Raw genomic sequence first — 15,622 nt, 5'->3', positions numbered from 1 at the left:
GGGAAACAGATCATGAACGTCTCGACTATCGTCATCGTCGGTGCGGGCCAGGCGGGCGCGCTCGCCGCCGCCGAATTGCGCCAGCAAGGCTATGCGGGCCGCGTCGTACTGATCGGCGAGGAAGCGCACGCGCCTTATGAACGGCCGCCGCTTTCGAAGGACGTGCTGCTGCAACCGCAAACCGCGCGCTGTGCGATTCACAGCGAAGGCTACTACGTGGAGCAGAACATCGAGTTGAAGCTCGGCGTGGCCGTGACCGCGCTCGACGCACAGGCGCGCATCGTCACGCTCGCGAACGGCGAATCGATCGCCTTCGACGAACTGCTGCTCGCCACGGGCGCGCGCGTGCGGCGCTTGCCGATGCTCGACGCGCTGGGCGAGAACGTCTACACGCTGCGCACGCTGGAGGACGCGCAACGCCTTATAGCCGTGCTTCAAGCGCGCAAGCGCGTGCTGCTGGTGGGCGCGGGCGTGATCGGTCTCGAACTCGCTTCGAGCGCGGTCGATCTCGGCGCGGAAGTCACCGTGATCGAACAGGCGCCGCGTGCGATGGCGCGTTGCGCTCCGCCGCTGCTCACCGAGCATCTGTGCGACGTGCATCGCGCGCGGGGGGTGACACTGCATCTGGGCTCGCCGCTCGCGTCAGCCACTCGCGAGAACGGCGAACTCGTGCTGACGCTCGAAAGCGGCACGCGCATTACCGGCGACGCGGTGATCTACGGCATCGGCGTCGAACCCGAAACCATGCTCGCTCGCAAAGCAGGCCTGCAAATCGACAACGGCATCGTGATCGACGCGCGGTGTCGCAGCTCGCACGCGCACATCTACGCAGCCGGCGACGCCGCCAGCCAGTGGGACGAGGCAAGCGGCCACCACCAGCGCCGCGAAACGTGGGAGAACGCGAACCGTCAGGCGCAAACGGCGGCGCGCGCGATGCTCGGCCTCGAACCCGAAGCCTGGGAAGCGGCCTGGTTCTGGACCGATCAATGCGGCCTCAACATCCAGTTCGCGGGCGACATGACTGCGCCTGAATGGCTCACGCGTGGTTCGCTGCAAGCGCCGCCCTGCGTTCTGTTCGGCCTCGACGGCGAAGGCGCGCTGGTTGGCGCGATCACCGTGAATCAGGGTCGCGACATGCGCAGCGCCAAAGCGCTGATCGGCAAGCGCGCGCGCATCGCCCGCGAAACGCTCGCCGATCCCACGCATAACCTGCGCAATTTGACGCGCGAATTCGCCTAGGCGCACACCCAAAAACACGGCGTTTCACCCGATTCGAGAAAAGCGCTTGCAAGCGCGCGCGAGTGTCTCTATAATTCGCGCCTCGACAGGCTCGTAGCTCAGTTGGTTAGAGCACCACCTTGACATGGTGGGGGTCGTTGGTTCGAATCCAATCGAGCCTACCAACGAACATGCAGTAAAGAAGCTGTACCTTGCAGCATCTTGTGAATGACGCATTCCCTCGCGGGTCTGCGTCATTTTCTTTTGGTGCGCGCTAATCACACACGCAGCTATCCATAGCGCACTAACGCTCGCATAGCTTCGCAGAAATCGTCAGTTCTTCTCGCGGCGCAAGCCTGCTTGAATGGACGTTCCACGTCCAGCCGAGGAGACTTTCGATGTCCGACGTTCACACGCAGCGCCCCGCCGTTTCCGTTCCGTCTGCGCATCTGCATTCCTCCACGCAGCAACACGCCGGTACCACGCTAGACCTCCATCAGGTCGCGGGCCGCATCGGCGCGCGCATCGACGGTGTGCGTCTTCATGCCGATCTCGACAGCGCCACGTTCGACGCGATCAATGCCGCCCTGCTGCGCCACAAGGTGCTGTTCTTCCGTGGCCAGCAGCATCTCGACGATACCGCGCAGGAAGCCTTCGCGCGGCGCTTCGGCGAAACGGTCGCGCACCCCACGGTGCCCTCGGTGGAAGGCGGCAGCCTGCTGGAACTCGATTCGCTGCACGGCGCGCGCGCCAACTCGTGGCACACCGACGTCACCTTCGTCGACGCCTACCCGAAAGTCTCGATCCTGCGCGCCGTGGTGATTCCGCCATTTGGCGGCGACACGGTGTGGGCCAATACGGCCACCGCTTACGCGCAACTGCCCGAGCCGCTGCGCGCGCTGGCCGATACGCTCTGGGCGCTCCACACCAACGCCTACGACTACGCGTCCACGCACACGAACGCGGACAGCGCGCAGCTCAAGCGTTACCGCGAAGTCTTCACGTCGAAGGTGTACGAAACCGAACATCCCGTGGTGCGCGTGCATCCGGAAACGGGCGAACGCACGCTCGTGCTCGGCCACTTCGTGCAGCGGCTCAAAGGTCTCTCGTCGTCCGATTCGGCGCATCTGCTGCAGGTGTTCCACGAGCACGTCACGCGGCTCGAAAACACGGTGCGCTGGAACTGGCAGGAAGGCGACGTCGCGATCTGGGACAACCGCGCCACGCAACACTATGCGATCAACGACTACGGCGACGCGCGCCGCGTCGTCCGGCGCGCGACCGTGCGCGGCGAAGTGCCGGTGAGCATCGACGGACGCACGAGCGTGGTCGTGCGCGAGGAAGGCGCGACGCTGCAGTAGCGCCTCGTTGGCGAATCAGCGAGCCAGATCAGCGGCCCGGCGCGAAGGCGTCGCCGTCGATCGGCAACTCGCGCTCCGCCAGCAGATCGGCGAGCAGCTGTGCGCTGCCGAGCGCGAGCGTGAAGCCGAGCGCGCCGTGCCCCGTGTTGAGCCACAGGTTGCGAAAGTGCGTGGCGCCGATCACCGGCTTGCTGTCCGGCGTGGCGGGACGCATGCCGGTCCACGTCTGCATGGCGTCGTAGTCGCCCGCGTCGGGGAAGGTTTCGCGCGCCTGGCGAGTGAGCAGCGCGATGCGGGCGTCGTCGGCGTGCGGGTTCATGCCTGTGAGATCGACCATGCCTGCAATGCGCAGTCGCTCGCCAAGCGGAGCGTAGACGACCTTGTGATGCGCATCCGTGACCGAGACGCGCGGCGCGCCCTGCGCATTCGCATTGGGGAGCGTGAGGCTGTAGCCCTTGAGCGGATACACGGGCACGTGCACGCCGAGCGAGGCGAGCATCGGCTGGCTCTGAAAACCCAGGCACACCACGAAAGCGTCGGCTTCGATGTCGCCCTGCGAGGTCTGCGCGGCGACCACCCGCAGCCCTTTCGTTCGCAGTCCGGAAAACTCGGTGGCCAGTTGCAGGTTGACGCCGTCGCGCTGTGCCGCGTGTGCAAGGCCACGCGTGAACTGATCGCAGTCGGCGGCCTCTTCGCCTGGCGTGTGAATGCCGCCCACGATCTCCGCGCCGATATGCGCGAGCGCGGGTTCGAGCGCGACGCACGCCGCGCCGTCGAGCGCGTGTTGCACGCAGCCCAGCGTCGATTGGTAATGCGCCTGGCGGCGCGCAAGCGCAAACCCTTGCTCGTCGCGATACACCACGAGCTTGCCGTTGCGCACGTAGTCGAATGACAGCGCTTCGCGCTCGACCACCTCGTGCATGAGTCGCTGGCTCAAAAAGCCGAGGCCGAGCAATTCGGCCGTGGTCGCGCGACTGCGTGCGCGCGTGCACGCACGCAGGAACGCGGCGCACCAGCGCCACTGGTGCGGATCGAGCCGCGGCACGAAACGCAGTGCGGCGTCGCGCGAGAAGAGCCATTGCGGCAGCTTGGGCAGCACGGAGGGGTCCGCGAGCGGCGCGACGTAGCTGTAACTGAGCTGGCCGCCATTGGCGTGGCTCGTTTCGCGCGCCACATCGGCATGGCGCTCGACCAGCGTGACTTCGTGCCCATCGCGAGCGAGCGCGTATGCCGTGCTTACGCCAATCACCCCACCGCCTAAAACGCAAACTCGCATGATCCCTTGTTCTCTTTCGCTGACGACCAAACCCTGACTGCCTATGCCGCCAGTCTCGCCGGGAACGATGGGGAACTCAATTGCGAATTGCGCGCGGGGTATAACCTCAGGTTAAAGCGGCCGGAGGTTGTCCTTGCAACGGCAAGGACAACCCGCCACGGCTGGCTCAGGCCAGCGCCGGCGTACTCCCGCGGGCCGCGCGCGCGTCCGCCGCAGCGGCTTGCGCCGGACGCGTACCGGCCTGCCCCGCGCCGCCCAGATTGAACACCGCTACGGCCTCGCGCAGCAGATCGGCCTGCGATTCGAGCGACTGCGCGGCCGCCGCCGCTTCCTCCACGAGCGCCGCGTTACGCTGCGTGACCTCGTCGATCTGCGCAATCGCGCGGTTCACCTGTTCGATGCCGTCGCTCTGCTCGTGCGTCGCGGTTTCGATCTCGCTCATGATCCCGCTCACGCGCGCCACCGCACTGCGCGCCTCCTCCATGGTGCGGCGCGCGTCTTCCACGAGGCGCGCGCCCGCGCCGACGGTCGCCGCCGAGGCCGCGATCAGCTCCTTGATCTCCTTGGCCGCCGTGCCCGAGCGCTGCGCGAGGCTGCGCACCTCGCTCGCCACGACCGCGAAACCGCGGCCCTGCTCGCCCGCGCGCGCCGCCTCCACCGCCGCATTGAGCGCGAGGATGTTGGTCTGGAACGCGATGCCCTCGATGATGCCGGTGATCTCCTCCACCTTCTGAGACGAGGCCGTGATGTCGTTCATCGTCGCGTTCACGCGGGCCACCACGTCGGCGCCGCGCGTGACCGTTTCGAGCGCGGTCTGGGCGAGCCCGCTCGCTTCCTTCGCGCCGTCCGTGTTCTGGCGCACCGCCGCCGAAAGCTCCTCGATGCTCGCCGCCGTTTCTTCGAGCGCCGCCGCCTGCTGCGCCGTGCGATCCGAGAGATCGACGTTGCCCGACGCGATCTGCTTCGCGCCCTGGGTGATTTCGTGCGTGCTGCCGCGCACGCGCGAGACGGTGCCCACGAGGCCGTCGCGCATGGTCTGCAGCGCGCCCAGCAGCTGGCCCATTTCGTTCTTCGAGCGCACCCGCACGTCCACCGTGAGGTCGCCCGCGGCGATGCGCTCGAAATGGCGGATCGCATGGTTCACCGGCTTGACCACGGCGGCGGCGAGCCCCACGCGCGCGAACACGCCAATCGCCACGCCCACCACGCCGATCACGCCGAACACGATGAGCGACAGGCGAAAGCGCTGCGCGGCGGTATCGGCGTCGTGCTGCTGGCGCGTGGCCTGCCAGGTCTCGAGCGCGTCGATCGCCTTCGCGTAGGCGCCATAGTAGCGGTCGGCGGTTTCGCCCTGGATCGTGCGGAAGGTGTTGAAATCGTTGTCGACGAGCGACTTGTACTCGGGCTCGAGCGCTTGCGAGACGAGCGCCTCGCGCGCGCTGCTGACGGCCTGGGCGAGGCGCGCCTCTTCGGGGTCGTCGAACGGGCCGGCGCTGTAGCGCGCGAATTCCTTGTTCGAATTCACGAGCACCTCGTGCGCCTTGTCGAGCAAGCCGTCCGTGGCCTTGCCGACGCTGAAGAGCGTCTCGTAGCCACCGAGCGCGAGGCGCACCTGAAGCAGGCGCTCCGAACTGCTCTTGAGGGCGTCGAGCGACTGCGCGCCGCGCTGGGCGTCGTGCAGACTGTCGTTGGTGATCTTGAGCGCGCCATACGACACGCCGATCACCGTCAGCAGAAACGCGACGAAGATACCGATGACGAGCGTTAGCCCACGGCGAATGGTGATATTTCCCAGCATGAGGTCTCCGTTGCGTTTCTTTTATCTTCCAGCCAGTGCGACTTTGCGCGGCCCACGCGTCTTCGCACCTCGTCTCGCCTAACGGCAGACGGCGCGCGGCGCTGCATAGGGGAAATCCATGATGGGCGCAGGGCTTCGCGGGATTTGGCGCAGGTTCGTCCCAATGTCTGGGAAAGCCCCGTCTGGACGGGGTTTGTGGCGATGTCTCATGGCCCAACGCGAGTCGCGAAAAGCCGGCCCGGGGGCTCGGCCAGACCGATTTGCGATTCGTGCTATCGTTTTGCTTTCATCGATTGATTTTCCTGGCGGCTTTCCGGGCTGCCCTCGCTCCCATGTCCGACCTCTCCACGCCGCTCGCGCGCGCGCCGCGCCGACTCGACTCCATCAATCCCAGGCCGCTAGGCATCGCGCTGTTGCTCGTCGCGCTCGGCGCGGTGTATCTCGCGCAGACCGTGAGCGGGCGTCAGGCGGCGCTCTACGTGGTCGGCGCGCTGCTCGGCATGACGCTCTATCACGCGGCGTTCGGCTTCACCTCGGCATGGCGCGTATTCATCGCCGATGGGCGGGGCGCCGGCCTGCGCGCGCAGATGGTCATGCTCGCCATCGGCGTGCTGCTGTTCTTCCCCGCGCTCGCGGCAGGTTCGCTCTTCGGCCATCCGGTCACGGGCCTCGTTTCGCCCGCGGGCACATCGGTCATCGTCGGCGCGTTCATGTTCGGTGTCGGCATGCAGCTGGGGGGAGGCTGTGCCTCGGGCACGCTCTACACCGTGGGTGGCGGCAGCACGCGCATGGTCGTGACGCTTATCGCCTTTATCGTGGGCTCCGTGGTCGCCACGGCGCACATGCCGTTCTGGACGTCGATGCCGCAATTGAAGCCGTTCTCGCTCGTGAACGCGTTCGGCGCCGCGCCGGCCATTGCGCTCAACCTCGTCGTGTTTGCGCTCATCGCCGCGCTCACCGTGCTCGTAGAAAAGCGCCGCCACGGCCGCCTCGTCAACGAACCGCGCGCGCCGCACAGCTCCCCGTGGCTGCATGGCCCGTGGCCGCTGCTCGCCGGCGCGGTCGCGCTCGCGATCCTGAATTTCGCGACGCTCGCGCTCTCGGGCCGCCCCTGGGGCGTGACCTCGGCATTCGCGCTGTGGGGCGCGAAGGGCTTCGCCACGCTCGGCATCGACGTGGCGAGCTGGAAGTACTGGATGGCCGGCCCGAACGCCGCCGCGCTCGCCGCCCCGGCAAGCCACGACGTCACCACGGTCATGGACATCGGCATCGTGCTCGGTGCAATGGCAGCGGCTTCGCTCGCGGGCCGCTACGCGCCGGTGTGGCGCATTCCGCTGCGCTCGCTCGTGGCGGCCGTGATCGGTGGGCTGCTGCTTGGCTATGGTGCGCGCCTCGCCTACGGCTGCAATATCGGCGCGTATTTCAGCGGCATCGTCTCGGGCAGCCTGCACGGCTGGCTGTGGCTCGTGTGCGCGTTCGCGGGCAATGTGCTCGGCACGAAGCTGCGCCCGTGGTTCGGCCTCGAAGTCGAGCGTGTGAAGAATACGGGCTGCTGAGTGACGTACGCGGTGACGTACGCGGCGGCGCCAGTTCGAGCCGCGCAGAAATGACGAAGGGCAAGGCTTGAGCGCCTTGCCCTTTTTTACATGATCCGGCGCTTTTTACCGGTGCGCGCCTTGTCAGATATTCAGACGCGTGACCTTGGTGCCCGCCAGCGAGACGTCGGCCATCAGGCCCGCGTTGGTCAGCACGAAGGCTTCGACCGGGTGCGTGGCCGTGTTGGTGTCGACGACACCGTTCGCGCCCACGGTCACGAGCGCGACCGAAGCGTCGGCCCCCGCCGCCCAACCGTCCGTCGCGCGGAATTTGTCGAGTGCGTCCTGCGTCATGAAGGCGAAGATGAGCGCCTTCGACTGAGCGCCGGCCTGCAGGCCGAACGAGCCCGACACGGTGCTGTAGTAGCCGACCGTGGCGCCGCCCACGCGCAACGCACCCTCGCCATATTGCGCGCCGACGATGAAGCCGGCCTGCAGCACTTCGGGGAACACCAGCACGCCGCGCGACTTCGCGAGGAGTTCGTGCGAGCCTTTCACGGTCGAATACAGCCGCGAGAGGGTGCCGTCCACAGACGCGTCGATCGACTGCCGCTTGGACATGTTCTGCGACGCCGTGGAATTCGAATTCGTCGTGGTGGTGCAGCCCGCGAGCGTGAGACCGCCCGAGGCAAGGGTCACCGCCGCCGTCAGCATGAAGTTGCGTCGTTGCATTTGGTTATCTCCACACGAATGAGAGTGCGGGAAAGATTGAGCAAGCTACATGCCCGACCTCTCCGCTTCCGTTGGCCAAAGCCCGCATCGGGCGACAGCCACGTCGCCGTGGCTTGATTGTGCCCGAATTCCGTGTGAGGCGTCCGTTGGAGAACAAACCTGGACATCATGCCCACCGACGGATCGCGGATCGCCAATCAGGGTTTAGTGGCCTGCCAGGACGAGTCGGGATCGAATGCCTTGATCGCCGCTGCCGTATGCGCGCCGTTCGGCCCGAGGTTCTTCTGATAAAGCTGGCCGTCCTGGTTGATGATGAAGCTCATCACACCGGTTTTGCCGTACTGCGCCGGCCAGGCCACGAGCGCAAAACCGCCGCTCAGATCCCCGTTGTCGAGATAGCTGCGCGCGCCGCCACTGGCGTGCGGTCCCTGCGCGGTGAGAATGCGAAAGTGATAGCCGTGATACCCCTCGCTCGGCGTGATCTTCGCGTTGCCCGGCATGGCTGCCGCGAGCGGCCCAAGCGGACTTTCGGTCTCGCCCGATTCGGCCGGCCAGTACAAACCGTCGTGCGTGCCCGGCGTGCTCACGAGGCGCTGCGCATAGTGCTGCGTGAGCTTGCGATAGTCGTTCTGCGCGTCGACGTAGGCGAGCGAGGTGAGCATGGCAGCACGCTCGTTGCGGCCGATGCGGCGCGTGAGAATTTCGCTCGCGCCTTCACGCGGGTCGAAGTGCCAGCCCTTGCCCGACTGCACGATGGGGATGGGCAGCGTCCAGCCGCTGTCGCCCACCTCGACGTGAGCGCTCGCCTTGCCGGCAACCGGCGTGGCGTCGGGTACGACGCGATGACCCTTCGCCCAGGCGCCAAGGTAGTCGTCGATATCGTCCTGACCGATGTTTTGCGTGGGGATGAACTCGGTGAAATCGTTGCCGAGCACATGCTTCATGGCGCCCTGGTCGTTGGTCGCGAGTGCATCGGTGAACGCGTTCGCCGCGGCTTCGGGCGTGGAGAAGACGGCCTGTGCGTAGACGGCGGCGCCGCCGAACTGGGCGGGCAGCAGTGCGGGCGCGCCAAAGAGGGCGAGTGCCGTACCGAGCGCGAGCGCGTAGTCGCGTGGCAGGCGGCGTGCGGAAATGCGGATCATTGCGAGGCTCCTCATGATATTCAACGTTATCGACGACCGAAGTGACGTCCGCCACCTCCGCCGCCACCGCCGAACCCGCCGCCACCACCATGGAAGCCGCCCCCGCCACCGCCTCCGCCGCCGTTGAAGCCGCCATGGCTCTGGAGCGCTTCACGGCTTTGCTGGCCGCGTTGTTGTTCGAGGCGCGCATTGGAGCCATCGCCCGCACCGCGTAACGCGTTGTCGCGATTCATGCTCTGTGCACGGTTGTTGAGATCGTTCGCGCGGTTCGCGTTCTGCGCGCTGTTCTGCCCGCGGTTATTCAGCTCGTTGCCGCGGTTGGCGTTTTGCGCGCCATTCTGGGCGCGGTTGTTGAGCCCGTTGCCGCCGCTGGCATTCGGCCGGCCGCCTTCCTGGATGCCCTGGAGTCTTTGCTGGGCATTGCCGCTCATGTTCTGGCCGGTGCGGTTCTGCAGGGTCTCCATAGCCTGCGAGCGCGACTGGTCGTAGCCCCGGTACTGGTTGCGCTGGCCGTTCAGGTTCGCGTTGTTGTAGTTCTGGCGGCGCTCGACATTGGCGTTGCGATTCCAGTTCGCCGTGCCGTTGTTCGAGTTGATGCGGTTGTTGACGTTGATGTTGTTGTAGCGATTGACGTTGATGTTCACGTCGTGGTTGTTCCAGTTGAAGCCGCCCCACAACGAATTCGCGACCGCGATGCCGGCACCGAACGCGAGCCCGCCGACGAACCCCGACGCAATGGCGTAGCCCGGAGGCGGTGGCATATACACGGGCGGATAGGCCGGATACGGCCATACGCCAAAAACCACCGTGGGGTTATAGGTCGGCACGTACACCACCTGCGGATTCGCAGGCTCGATCACGATGGTCTGCGTGGTCGAAGTGCTCGAGGCCGGCTGGACCACGACCTTTTGCTGCTCATTGGACTTGAGGTTGCCCGCCTTCTGCGCCTGCACGCGCAGGCGCTGCACCGAGTCCATCACGTCGTTGGGCTGCGCGAGAAACGCCTTGCCGATCTGCTGGACCCAGTCGGGCTTCGAAGCCATGGTTTCGAGCACCTGCGGGAACGCTACGAGCGATTGCACGCTCGGGTCCCACGGCTGCGAGGCGACGGCCTTCACTGCGTCGTCGCCCTTGAGGTTCGGGTTGGACTTTGTCCACGCGGCGGCAGCGGACACGTCTTGCGGGAACGTGGCGGCCATGAGGACCTGCGCGAGCAACGCGTCGGGATAGAGCGCGATGGGCGCGGTGAGGGAATCGAGCTGCTGATTCGAAAGATGCGCCGCGTTCTGCGCAAGCGCGGCAGTGGGCCCGAGCGGCCCCACGAAGAGCGGCGCGCCCGCGAGTGTGGCACACACGAGCCAGGCAAGACGCTGGCTTGCACCGGATGTTTTCACGTTATGGTCCTCCCGGTTACGAGCAATGGTTCTGATACGCGCAGGGATCGAACATTCGCAAACCTCAAGCGATCCTTACTGTCTCGACGCCGCGACGGCGTGGCTACAAAAAATAAAGGCGCGAGACTCGCAGTGTCAACCGAAGATCTGTTGCAACACGGCGATTAAGCGACGTGCATCAACGAGAAGGAAACTATGTTGGGCGTAACAATATCGTGAATACGAATTAGACCGCGCTGGAGTGCGATTGCGACTCGCCGGCATTCAAGTGCATACGTACGAAACCCACGTGTTCGCGCAACACGTAAAACGCATCGGCGAACGCGAGCGGCATGCGCAGCGTATTGAGGGATCGCTCGATCTCGTCGAGTTCTTCGATCAGCGCGCGCCGCTGTTCTTCGTTCGTATGCATGCGCGCGTCGCGCTCGATGGCGATGAGCGCGCCATAGTAGCGATAAATGCGCGAGCGCACGCGCCAGCGATACAGCGCCGGTATCGTGCGCAACGCGGGAATCACGAGCACGGCCAACGGCAGCAGCAGCACGAGCAGACGGTCCGTCACGCTCGCGAGCCAGAACGGCAGCGCGCGATAGAGAAAGCTCTTGCCCGACTTGTAGTAGCGCGTGGCGTCCTCGCTCACGCGAAAGTCGTGCACCGCCGGGCTCGGAAACTGGCCCTCGCGCTGCAGGATGCCGGGCGCGCCGTTCACCTCGCCTGCCGCTTCGATGAGCAGATCGGACAGCGCGGGATGCAGCGTATCGCGCGCGACGAGTTCGACGGTCGGGCCGATCAGATGCACCGTTTCGCGTGGCTGGCGCCTGCGCAGATCGAGCACGCCGGGCGGCAGGTCGACGTTCTCCAGATACGGAAAGAGCCGCGTATAAGCGGCCGCTTCATCGAAGCTCATCACCGAGATGCCGGGAATATCGAGCAAACGCAGCATGAGCGCGCGCGTGGTCGAGTCGCCGCTCAGCATCGCGGCCTCCACGCGGCCGGAGACGAGCGCCGTGGCCGCATCCATGCCGTCGAGCGGCAGGAACGTGGAGTCGCCGCCAGGATCGATGCCGTTCGCGGAGAGCAGCTTGAGCGCCAGCTCGCGCGTGCCGCTGCCCACGCGGCCAATGGCGATGCGCTGGCCGTCGAGTTCGGAGAGCCGTGTGAGGCCCGAGCCGCGATAGAAAACGACGATAGGCAAATAGGCCACGCTGCCGAGCGACATCAGCGAGCGTGTGTCGATACCGTCGGCAACACCGCCCTGCACGAACGCGAGATCCACATGCTGCTTCGGATCGAGCAGGCGCTGCAGGTTCTGCACCGAGCCGTCCGATTCGAGGATGTTGAGCGTCACGCCGTTGCGCGCGAGGATCGCGCGGTAGGCTTGGGCCATCTGCATGAAGGAGCTGTCGGCGGGGCCCGCGCTGATCGTGATCGCGCGCGGCGGCGCGGGATCGACGAGCCAGAAGACGAGGCCGACGACCATCGCGCAGAACAGGGCCACGGGCAGCGTAGTCAACGCGATATCGCGCCAGGCTGGATGCGCGTGGTCACGCAGAAAGTTGGGCGGCGGTCGATATCGTCTCATGAGAACCCGGCGGCAGAGCGTCAGACTCCTGGAATTCTCATGATGCCATTTTCGCGCCAGATCTGATTGCTGGCGTGGCCGCCTTCCCTCAAGGGCTTACGAAACGCGTGCGCGCGTAACTGGTGTGTCAGCCCGACGCAGCCTTCGTCAGGGCAAACAGCTCGGTGCGCAGCGCCTTCGCGCGGTCGCGCTTCATGTGCTGCTCGAACTCGGCCTGCGCGTCGAGCCACAACGCATGCGCCTTGTCGTAGCGACGCAAGCCCGCAGCCGAGAGCCGGTAGACCAGCGTGCGGGTGTCGTGCTCGGCCGCCGCCGTGAGCACGAGGCCGTCGCGCTGCAACGGCTTGAGCGCCCGCACGAGCGTCGTGCGGTCCATCACGAGGTCGTCGGAGAGTTCGGCGGCCGTGGCGTCGGGCCGGCCCGCGAGGCGAGAGAGGATGGTGAACTGCGCGGCCGTCACGTCGGCCTGCGAGAGGTGCCGCTCGTAAAGCTGCGTGACGAAACGCGCGGCCTGCCGCAGCGCAAAACAGTTGCATTCCTCGCGTGTGATCCGCTTCGTCATCGTGTTCCCCGCCTGTTTCCCAGTTCGTATCTCAGCCCCACGCGCCTCACGTGGCCCGGCCATCATACTTTCTCGAGCGCGAGCGCGATACCCTGGCCTCCGCCGATACAAAGCGTCACGACGCCGCGACGCAGCCCGTCGCGCTGCATCGACCATGCGAGGCGCGTGGTGAGAATCGCACCCGTCGCGCCGATGGGGTGGCCGTGCGCGATTGCGCCGCCTTCCACGTTCACGATGTCCTCGGGAATGCCGAGTTGCTTCATGACCGCGAGCGGCACCGCCGCGAATGCCTCGTTGATCTCGAAGCGTTCGACGTCGGCCAGCGACCAGCCGGCGCGCCCCAACGCGAGTTGCACGGCGGGCACGGGGCCAAGGCCGAACATGCCCGGCTCCACCGCCGCGACGCCCCACGCCACGAGCTTGACCATCGGCGAGAGCCCCTCGGCTTCGGCAAAGCCGCGCTCGGCCACGAGCATGGCGCTCGCCGCGCTGTTCAGGCCGGGCGCGTTGCCCGCCGTGATCGTGCCGTCCGGTCGAAACGCGGGACGCAGTTTCGCGAGCCCTTCGCGCGTCGTGTCGGGGCGCGGCGCTTCGTCGGTATCGATGCGCTCCATGCCCTTCTTGCCCTTGATCTCCACCGCGACGATTTCTTCCTTGAAGCGCCCCGCCGCTTGCGCGGCAGCAAAGCGTTGCTGCGAACGCGCGGCCCAGTTGTCCTGTTCAGCACGCGTGAGCCCGGCCCGCGTCACGAGGTCTTCCGTATGCCAGCCCGAATGCTGGCCCGAAAACGCATCGACGAGGCCGTCGCGCAGCATGCTGTCGTGAATCTCGGCGTTGCCCATGCGATAGCCCCACCGCCCGCCGTCCAGCAAGTACGGCGCGCGGTCCATGTTCTCCATGCCGCCCGCGAGCGCGACGTCGGCAAGACCCAGCATCACTTCCTGCGCGGCGCTCGCAACGGCTTGCGCACCGGAGCCGCATACGCGGTTCACCGTGAGCGCGGGCACCTGAACCGGCACGCCGCCGCCAAGCTCGGCCTGACGCGCGGGATTCATCTTGTTGCCCGCCTGGACCACGTTGCCGAGCACCACGGAGCCGAGCCGCGCCGGGTCGAGCTTCGCGCGCGCGAGCGTTTCGCGCACCGCCGCCGCGCCTAGCTCCGTAGCCGGCACGCCCTTGAACGCACCGTTGAATCCGCCAATTGCCGTACGCACCGGCTGGCACAAAACGATCTCGCGTGTACTCATGGTCGACTCTCCTTTCATATGCGCTGTTCCACTACCATTCTATGTATGCATATGCACACTATCAAACGATTTTGTGGAACAAGCGCTCGCGTGCGCTGGCACGATTGATGTCGTGTCCAGCGCACGCGGGGTGGTAAAACCGTTGCCGCTACGTTACGGTGCGGCCGGGAAATCGAGCGTCGTATCGTTGACGCGGTTCACGAGGTTCGTGAACGTGATCGACGTCACGGCGAGCGCGATTTCCACGATCTGGCGTTCGGTATAACCGGCTTCGCGAATCGCGCTAACTTCCGCTTCGGGCACCGTGCCGTGCGTCTTCACCAACAGGCGGACGAAGTGCACGAGCGCGTCACGCTTCGCGTCGCCGGTGGCTTCGCCTGCGCGGACCGCCTTCATCGTTTCCGGCGCGAGCCCGGCGAACTTGCCCGCCAGCGTGTGCGCGGCGAGACAGTAATCACAACCCGCCACTTCGCTCACCGCGAGCTTGATCGCTTCGATGTCGGGCTTCGACAGCGTGCCGGCGGAGATCACGGCCTCCATGTTGAGCAGCGCGCCGAGCGCTTCGGGGCTATGCGTGCCGATGGTGGCGTAGGCGTTGGGCACCTTTCCCACGGCCTTGCGGATCTTTGCAAAGATTTCAGCGGCGGCGCCGGTGGCGGCTTCGGGCTTGATGGCGGAAAGACGGGACATGTTTTGCTCCTTTAACGTTGCGGGTCGCGAGCGGATGTCTGTGTCGCGCTGCCATCGTCGATGGCATGGATGCAGTGTAGTCGCGCACCGTCGCGCTTTTAATGCCAGAATGGCGCGACTTCATGCTCGATCGTCTCACTCGCCCACCATGGATCTGCTGAGCCGCCTTCTCGCGCTGATGCCCGTTGCCGGCCGCCTCGACGTGCGCTGCCATTTCGGCGCGCCCTGGCGCATCGACGATCCCGCTGCGAAGGAGCGTGAAATCCGCTATCACGTGCTGCTTGCGGGGCGCGCCATCGTCGAGGATGCGCACGGCGCGCCCGTCGCGCTCCATGCGGGCGACATCGTGCTGTTTCCCTCGGGCAGCGCGCACGTGCTGCACGACGGCAGCGGCACGGCGCCCGCCGTAGTTGCCAGGCGGATGGAAAACGGCGTGAGCATCGAAACGAATGTGGGCGATGGCGCCATCGCCGACGTCCTGTGCGGCCGCTTCCTGCTGCCTGCCGTGCCGCAGCGCCTGCTGCGAGAGAATCTGCCGGCGCGCCTCGTCGTGCATAGCGCGCGCGACGGCACGGAAGCCCCCGAACGTCTCGTGCGCCTGATCGCGCTGTTGCGCGACGAAGCGTATGAGGCGGCGCCGGGCAGCGAGTCGCTCGTGAACCATCTTTCGGGCGCGCTGTTCGGGCTCACACTGCGCTACGCCAGCGCCGGAGACGCCCCGCCGCGCGGCCTGCTCGCGCTCGCGCAGCGGCCGCGCCTGCAACCCGCCATCGACGCCATGTTCGAAGCGCCCGGCAAGTCCTGGACGCTGCCCGAGCTTGCCGAGCTTTGCCACATGTCGCGCGCGACCTTCGCGCGGCACTTCGACGAGGCCATCGGCCGCTCGGCCGCCGACGTGCTGACCGATATCCGCATGACACTCGCGGGCCGCATGCTCGCGCAGAGCAACGACAGCGTGGCGGAGATCGGCGAATTCGTCGGCTACCAGTCGGACGCCGCGTTCCAGCGCGGCTTCAAGCGCCACGTGGGCATGACGCCGGCGCAGTGGCGCTCGCTGGCGCGCGAGGCGGCTTCGGGCGCTTGAG

Annotated in this window: 13 protein-coding genes and 1 tRNA gene; 5 read left to right on the top strand and 9 right to left on the bottom strand. The window is 66.4% G+C overall.

What is annotated here, in order from left to right:
- Positions 1-12: 12 nt before the first annotated feature.
- The 3 genes from hcaD to ACOJB8_RS02015 all read left to right on the top strand — a co-directional run bounded on the left by hcaD (position 13) and on the right by ACOJB8_RS02015 (position 2,579).
- Positions 13-1,239 carry a 3-phenylpropionate/cinnamic acid dioxygenase ferredoxin--NAD(+) reductase subunit gene (gene hcaD / locus ACOJB8_RS02025; RefSeq protein WP_475010813.1) on the top strand — a complete coding sequence of 409 codons (1,227 nt, stop codon included), beginning with the start codon at positions 13-15 and terminating at the stop codon, positions 1,237-1,239.
- A gap of 87 nt (positions 1,240-1,326) precedes the next feature.
- Positions 1,327-1,403: transfer RNA gene (locus ACOJB8_RS02020), tRNA-Val, on the top strand.
- Between the two features lie 213 nt (positions 1,404-1,616).
- Positions 1,617-2,579, top strand: coding sequence for a TauD/TfdA dioxygenase family protein (locus ACOJB8_RS02015; protein ID WP_368682407.1), 963 nt, complete (start codon positions 1,617-1,619; stop codon positions 2,577-2,579).
- Positions 2,580-2,607: 28 nt separating this feature from the next.
- On the opposite strand, the gene ACOJB8_RS02010 is transcribed toward ACOJB8_RS02015, so the two are convergent.
- Together ACOJB8_RS02010 and ACOJB8_RS02005 are read right to left on the bottom strand one after the other, a co-directional pair.
- The gene (locus ACOJB8_RS02010) at positions 2,608-3,855 is read right to left on the bottom strand and encodes a D-amino acid dehydrogenase (protein ID WP_368682408.1); all 1,248 of its coding nucleotides are present in this window, start codon (positions 3,853-3,855) and stop codon (positions 2,608-2,610) included.
- A 166-nt stretch (positions 3,856-4,021) separates the two neighbouring features.
- Positions 4,022-5,653: a methyl-accepting chemotaxis protein gene (locus ACOJB8_RS02005; RefSeq protein ID WP_475010809.1), complete on the bottom strand. Its 1,632-nt coding sequence runs from the start codon at positions 5,651-5,653 to the stop codon at positions 4,022-4,024.
- Positions 5,654-5,985: 332 nt separating this feature from the next.
- Here ACOJB8_RS02005 and ACOJB8_RS02000 point away from each other — a divergent pair, with 332 nt between their 5' ends.
- Positions 5,986-7,209 (top strand): YeeE/YedE family protein, encoded by a 1,224-nt coding sequence (locus tag ACOJB8_RS02000; protein ID WP_368728847.1) that lies wholly within the window; start codon positions 5,986-5,988, stop codon positions 7,207-7,209.
- A 123-nt stretch (positions 7,210-7,332) separates the two neighbouring features.
- On the opposite strand, the gene ACOJB8_RS01995 is transcribed toward ACOJB8_RS02000, so the two are convergent.
- The 7 genes from ACOJB8_RS01995 to ACOJB8_RS01965 all read right to left on the bottom strand — a co-directional run bounded on the left by ACOJB8_RS01995 (position 7,333) and on the right by ACOJB8_RS01965 (position 14,537).
- Positions 7,333-7,920: a BPSL1445 family SYLF domain-containing lipoprotein gene (locus ACOJB8_RS01995; protein WP_069261483.1), complete on the bottom strand. Its 588-nt coding sequence runs from the start codon at positions 7,918-7,920 to the stop codon at positions 7,333-7,335.
- A gap of 197 nt (positions 7,921-8,117) precedes the next feature.
- Entirely contained in the window at positions 8,118-9,062 is a 945-nt protein-coding gene (locus tag ACOJB8_RS01990) for a DUF2950 domain-containing protein (protein WP_342946892.1), read from the bottom strand.
- A 26-nt stretch (positions 9,063-9,088) separates the two neighbouring features.
- Positions 9,089-10,456, bottom strand: a complete 1,368-nt coding sequence (locus ACOJB8_RS01985; RefSeq protein ID WP_342946891.1) for a DUF3300 domain-containing protein — start codon at positions 10,454-10,456, stop codon at positions 9,089-9,091.
- 226 nt (positions 10,457-10,682) lie between these two features.
- On the bottom strand, positions 10,683-12,038 hold the full coding sequence (locus ACOJB8_RS01980; protein WP_368682413.1) for a TAXI family TRAP transporter solute-binding subunit: 1,356 nt from the start codon (positions 12,036-12,038) through the stop codon (positions 10,683-10,685).
- A 127-nt stretch (positions 12,039-12,165) separates the two neighbouring features.
- A complete protein-coding gene (locus ACOJB8_RS01975) occupies positions 12,166-12,600 on the bottom strand; it encodes a MarR family winged helix-turn-helix transcriptional regulator (RefSeq protein ID WP_069261486.1) in 435 nt (144 codons plus the stop codon).
- Positions 12,601-12,662: 62 nt separating this feature from the next.
- Positions 12,663-13,847 carry a thiolase family protein gene (locus tag ACOJB8_RS01970; RefSeq protein WP_406951582.1) on the bottom strand — a complete coding sequence of 395 codons (1,185 nt, stop codon included), beginning with the start codon at positions 13,845-13,847 and terminating at the stop codon, positions 12,663-12,665.
- 153 nt (positions 13,848-14,000) lie between these two features.
- The gene (locus ACOJB8_RS01965; RefSeq protein WP_069261488.1) at positions 14,001-14,537 is read right to left on the bottom strand and encodes a carboxymuconolactone decarboxylase family protein; all 537 of its coding nucleotides are present in this window, start codon (positions 14,535-14,537) and stop codon (positions 14,001-14,003) included.
- Between the two features lie 148 nt (positions 14,538-14,685).
- Between ACOJB8_RS01965 and ACOJB8_RS01960 the strand changes: the two genes are divergently transcribed.
- The gene (locus tag ACOJB8_RS01960; protein WP_342946888.1) at positions 14,686-15,621 is read left to right on the top strand and encodes an AraC family transcriptional regulator; all 936 of its coding nucleotides are present in this window, start codon (positions 14,686-14,688) and stop codon (positions 15,619-15,621) included.
- Position 15,622: the final 1 nt, after the last annotated feature.

This window comes from Paraburkholderia sp. BR10141 (assembly GCF_056155635.1).
The sequence above is the reverse complement of the archived record's forward strand: the minus strand, read 5'-3'. Positions and strand labels throughout refer to the sequence as shown.